Annotated in this window: 7 protein-coding genes; 4 read left to right on the top strand and 3 right to left on the bottom strand. The window is 30.6% G+C overall.

What is annotated here, in order from left to right:
- The 3 genes from ACI3VO_RS06595 to ACI3VO_RS06585 form a co-directional block, all read right to left on the bottom strand.
- Window positions 1-553 (bottom strand): aldehyde dehydrogenase family protein (locus tag ACI3VO_RS06595; RefSeq protein ID WP_439757142.1); only part of this gene is annotated, 553 nt, incomplete at its 3' end.
- A 133-nt stretch (window positions 554-686) separates the two neighbouring features.
- Window positions 687-1,724, bottom strand: coding sequence for an exonuclease domain-containing protein (locus tag ACI3VO_RS06590; protein ID WP_439757141.1), 1,038 nt, complete (start codon window positions 1,722-1,724; stop codon window positions 687-689).
- A 139-nt stretch (window positions 1,725-1,863) separates the two neighbouring features.
- On the bottom strand, window positions 1,864-2,724 hold the full coding sequence (locus tag ACI3VO_RS06585; protein ID WP_439757140.1) for a tRNA 2-thiocytidine biosynthesis TtcA family protein: 861 nt from the start codon (window positions 2,722-2,724) through the stop codon (window positions 1,864-1,866).
- Between the two features lie 178 nt (window positions 2,725-2,902).
- On the opposite strand from ACI3VO_RS06585, the gene ACI3VO_RS06580 reads away from it, so the two are divergent.
- From ACI3VO_RS06580 to ACI3VO_RS06565, 4 genes are all read left to right on the top strand, one after another.
- The gene (locus ACI3VO_RS06580; RefSeq protein ID WP_439757139.1) at window positions 2,903-3,109 is read left to right on the top strand and encodes a spore coat associated protein CotJA; all 207 of its coding nucleotides are present in this window, start codon (window positions 2,903-2,905) and stop codon (window positions 3,107-3,109) included.
- The gene (locus tag ACI3VO_RS06575) at window positions 3,109-3,378 is read left to right on the top strand and encodes a spore coat protein CotJB (protein WP_439757138.1); all 270 of its coding nucleotides are present in this window, start codon (window positions 3,109-3,111) and stop codon (window positions 3,376-3,378) included. Before ACI3VO_RS06580 ends, ACI3VO_RS06575 begins: the two co-directional genes overlap by 1 nt.
- 16 nt (window positions 3,379-3,394) lie before the next feature.
- Complete coding sequence (locus ACI3VO_RS06570; protein WP_439757137.1) at window positions 3,395-3,967, top strand: manganese catalase family protein; 573 nt, start codon at window positions 3,395-3,397, stop codon at window positions 3,965-3,967.
- A gap of 258 nt (window positions 3,968-4,225) precedes the next feature.
- Window positions 4,226-4,698 (top strand): SH3 domain-containing protein (locus tag ACI3VO_RS06565; protein WP_439757136.1); only part of this gene is annotated, 473 nt, incomplete at its 3' end.

Here is a 4,698-nt window from a genome sequence, read left to right as displayed (position 1 = left end):
AGAAAATATAGTCTAGCTTTTCTTCTAATAGCTGATTTACTACTTCCCTATTTCCATTTACTACAGTTATATATTCTTCTGGAAAAGTTTCAGATATCATTTCACATATTACCTCTGATGTATATTTAGAATCTCTTGAAACCTTCAAAATGGCACAGTTACCAGCAGCAATCGCTCCAATAAGTGGCTCTATACAAAGTAAAAAAGGGTAATTCCAAGGAGATATTATAAGCGCGACACCATAAGGCTCCTTAGTTATAAAGCTTTTAGCGTGAAATTGACTCAGCGGAGTCAAAACCCTCTCATCCCTTGACCATCTTTTTACTCGTTTTTTTATAAACGTTAAATCACTTAACGTAAGACCTACCTCTGCCATATAGGACTCAAATTCAGATTTATTTAAATCCTTTTTCAAAGCATCTTTTATTTTTATTTCGTATTTTCTTATTGCATGCTCCAATTTATCAAGCGCATCTATTCTAAAATTTATATCCTTAGTCCTTCCCGTCTTGAAAAACTCTTTTTGTTTTCTCACTATATCACTTATATCCATATTATCACCTATTTAAAATTTAATTATATTTTTTGCTTATCCTATAATAAAAATTATATCACAACAAATATAAATATAATCAAATCTCTGCAAATAAAAAAATCTTCTCAAGGAAGATTTTTTTTAATTCAATCTAGGTTGTCAAACTGTCAGCTGGCTGCAAGTCAACTTTTATATCTATAAATATATTTTCATATTCCATATCTTCAATAAATAAATCTAAAATATTATTCATCTCATCCTCATACTCCTCTTGACTGAGCTTGTATAAAAGCGCATCCTCAAATAAATCCATCAAATCAAAGTAGAAATTATTTAAAACATAAAAATACCCATCTTTTATATTTTTAAGCTTATCTACAGTGTCTAATTTTTTTACTATATCATTTACAATATCAATATTTTTGACTTTTATCTGTTTTATCGAATACACATATCTACCAACAATTGATAATATATCTATTGATAAATCATCTATAGTATAGTTTCCTTCTTTATTATACAAATAATTCCCATAATCTTTTATTTTATTTTCTATATCCTCGTCAATTTGGTTATAAGGACTTTTGTTTATATCTTGAATTATCAAGTAATTTCTTATGTATTCATTTTTTTCTAGCGCTTCATCTAAAATATGTAAATTATATGCATCGTATAGAGGATCATGGGCATCACCGCTAAACTCCATATTTGACAATTCCAAGAGATGAGTTAGAGATATGTAGTTCATGCACTTGATTCCGTATTCTAAATATTTTTCCTTGATATCTACAAAGAAGCTCTGGATATTATTTAGAAAACGAGGATGATTGTTCTTTTGCGCACTTATTCTATCTGTATTTTTAAAACAAGTCAAATCTAAGTTTCCAAAAGTATAAATTCCCTCAATCTCATCAAAATTACCTAGCCAATGTTTAAATGATCTCATCACACTTTCATAAGTAGGAGCATTTTCCAAGTCTTCTGTGGTAATATGTGTTAACTCTTCTATATGTGGGTAAACTGTTTTTGTTAAGATAGGTTTTATCAGAGATTTAAACTCCTCTATTTCTTTAGTCTTTGTATCGTATTTTATAGCTCCAATAGCTATTAAATCCGCCTTAAATCCCTCTCTCTTATTGTTTTTTGTGTTGTTCATATTCATCTCAAAGTCCATATATATTTTTTTCATACAATTCCCCCAATCATAAAACATATATTATATTTTACCACAAAACTCTAAGTGTAGTTATATAATTATAAAAATACCCTCCACATATAAAAGTGTTTGCTTTTTATGTAGAGGGTTTATTCCTTACTTATTAAAAATTTTACTCAAATCTATCTAAAAACGAATGTCTAACTCCATCCTGTTCCCATCCTAAAACAGAATCTAAGTAAACATTATTTGCAGCTTTGAATATTGATTTTTCAACCTCTTGGTATTGTTCTCCTAGATTTTTTATAAGCTCCTTGATTTCATATCTCTTATTTCCTGTCTTCTTAGCTGCGACCATACACGCGCAGTTAAGTGGCATAATTCCACTATTTTGAATAAATCTTATTATGCTTTCCTCTCTTATATAATATAGAGGTCTTATTATTTGCATTTTTTCAAAGTTAGTAGATTTTAGCTTAGGAAGCATTGTCTTGAAATTTCCAGCACATAGTAGATTAAGCATTGTAGTTTCTATTACATCATCAAAGTGGTGTCCTAGAGCTAATTTATTACATCCTAGCTCCTCTGCCTTGTTGTATAGAGCACCCCTTCTCATACGTGCACACATATAGCATGGGTAATCCTCTGCAATTTCACCTGCTACATCGAAAATATTAGTCTCGAATATTGTAAGCGGAATATTTAAATACTCACAATTATCTTCAAGTAGCTTTCTGATGTTTTTATGATATCCAGGATCCATCGCAAGATAGACTAAGTCAAATTTAACTTGTCCGTGCTTTTGCAATTCTTGAAACATCTTCGCCATAAGAAGGCTGTCCTTTCCTCCAGAAATCGCCACCGCGATTTTGTCGCCTTCTTCTACTAATTTATAATCCTTTATAGCCTTTATAAATTTAGACCATGTGTATTTTCTGTATTTTTTTATTATACTTTTTTCTATCTCTCTTAAAGGCTTTCTCTCTTCTGTAGGCATAATTATATTACACCCGTCACCTGCTAATTTTCCCATTTAATCACCTCATTAGTTTAAACATGAAATTAATTTTATCATACTTTACAATATACATTCAAGTATGTAAGCCATATATTTAAACGCCTTATGTAACATTTAAACCTCCTTTTAATATTATATATTAAGGTAGACATTTACTAAAGTTTCTATCATATCATCGAGGAGGTTTAACATAATGGAAAAAACTAGAGGTATTAAGAATAATTGCGGTGATCAGCTTGCAAGACCTTACATTAACGATCAAGTTTTGACAAAGATGTACAATCTATGCAAAGCCCTAGAATATGGTAGCTTATTCCCAGAATTATACCTATTTAATTCTGAAAATTACAACGCTTGCCTTTATAAATCACCTAAAAATAGACTGGGAGGTAGAAGATAATGAGATCATCAGCATGTAGATACGACCTAATAAAAGCAGTTATGGAGCTTGGATTTGCAGCCGTAGATATGAATTTATATCTAGACAACAATCCCGAAGACAAAACTGCTGTAAACACTTACAATTCTTTTGTCTCTCAATACGCACAGGCTAGATGTGCCTACGAAAAAAAATACGGTCCTTTAACAAATTTTGGATATGCTCCAAGTGTTTGTCCATGGAAGTGGGTTGAATCACCTTGGCCATGGGAAAAAGAATTTTATATGTAAGAGGGGGGATTTAGATATGTGGATTTACGAAAAAACATTGGAATATCCAGTAAATTTAAAATGCCGCGACCTTAGAATGGCAAAGCTTATAATGACTCAGCTAGGAGGACCTAATGGAGAACTGGGTGCAGCAATTAGATATTTACAACAGAGGTATACTATGCCTACTGGAAAAACTAAAGGATTACTGACTGACATCGGTACGGAGGAATTAGCACATGTAGAAATAATTTCATCTATGATTTATCAGCTTACAGATGGAGCAACTCTTGATGAATTAAAGGCAGTTGGCATGGACACTAATTACGCCCAATTTGGTTACGGAATTCAACCTTCAGATTCAAATGGCGTTCCATTTACAACATCATATATTAATGTCTTCAGCGACCCTATAACTGATTTACATGAAAATATGGCAGCTGAGCAAAAAGCTTTGGCGACATATTATCAATTAATAAATTTAACAGATGACCCTGATATAAAAGATGTCTTGAGCTTTTTAGGACAAAGGGAAATAACACATTATCAGAGATTTGGAGAGGCCTTGATGGAGGTATACGATTTTACTGAATCTAAAAAAATATTCTAAAATCTATTAAATCGACTATTTGGTTACAAAAAGTAACAAAACACTAGATGTAAAATTCCTATCTAGTGTTTATTTTTATGTACATTTTTACTACTATTGTATAGTTGTGCACTTGTATTTATCATCGAAAAGAAATTATTTCCTTTTTTTGTGTCAAAAACTATTTACAAATAGTTACAATTTTGTAATAATATATATAAAGAGAGAAACAACTTGTTACAATTTAGTTGTTTTTACTAGAACAAGGAGAGTGAATTTATGAATTTCGATTTTAAAAAGGCTCTTATAGGTACAGCGATAATTCTACCTGCTATGAGTCTATCAATTTCAAATGCAGATAGCATAGAAACTTTAATAATAAATGGATCAGTTAATTTTAGAGTTGCACCAAGCAAATACTCTACTAAAATAGATAAATTACAAAAAGGCGAAAAAGTTCAATATTTAGGACAATCAGGTAACTGGTATAAAGTAAAATACAATGGACAAACAGGTTACATATATAAAACATATGCATCAGCTTATTCTACTGTTGAAGATCAACAAACTCAAGAAAATACATCAGTAAAATATTACAAATATGTAAATACTACTTCTTTAAACTTCAGAGAAGGTCCAAGTACAAATTACAGTGTAATATCTAAATTATCAAAAAATGATAAAGTAGGCATAATATCTATAAATAATGGATGGGCTAAAATTAAATACAATGGTTCATACGGATATGTTGC

The sequence above is a fragment of the Intestinibacter sp. genome, assembly GCF_051866655.1.
GTDB lineage: Bacteria > Bacillota > Clostridia > Peptostreptococcales > Peptostreptococcaceae > Intestinibacter.
The sequence above is the reverse complement of the archived record's forward strand: the minus strand, read 5'-3'. Positions and strand labels throughout refer to the sequence as shown.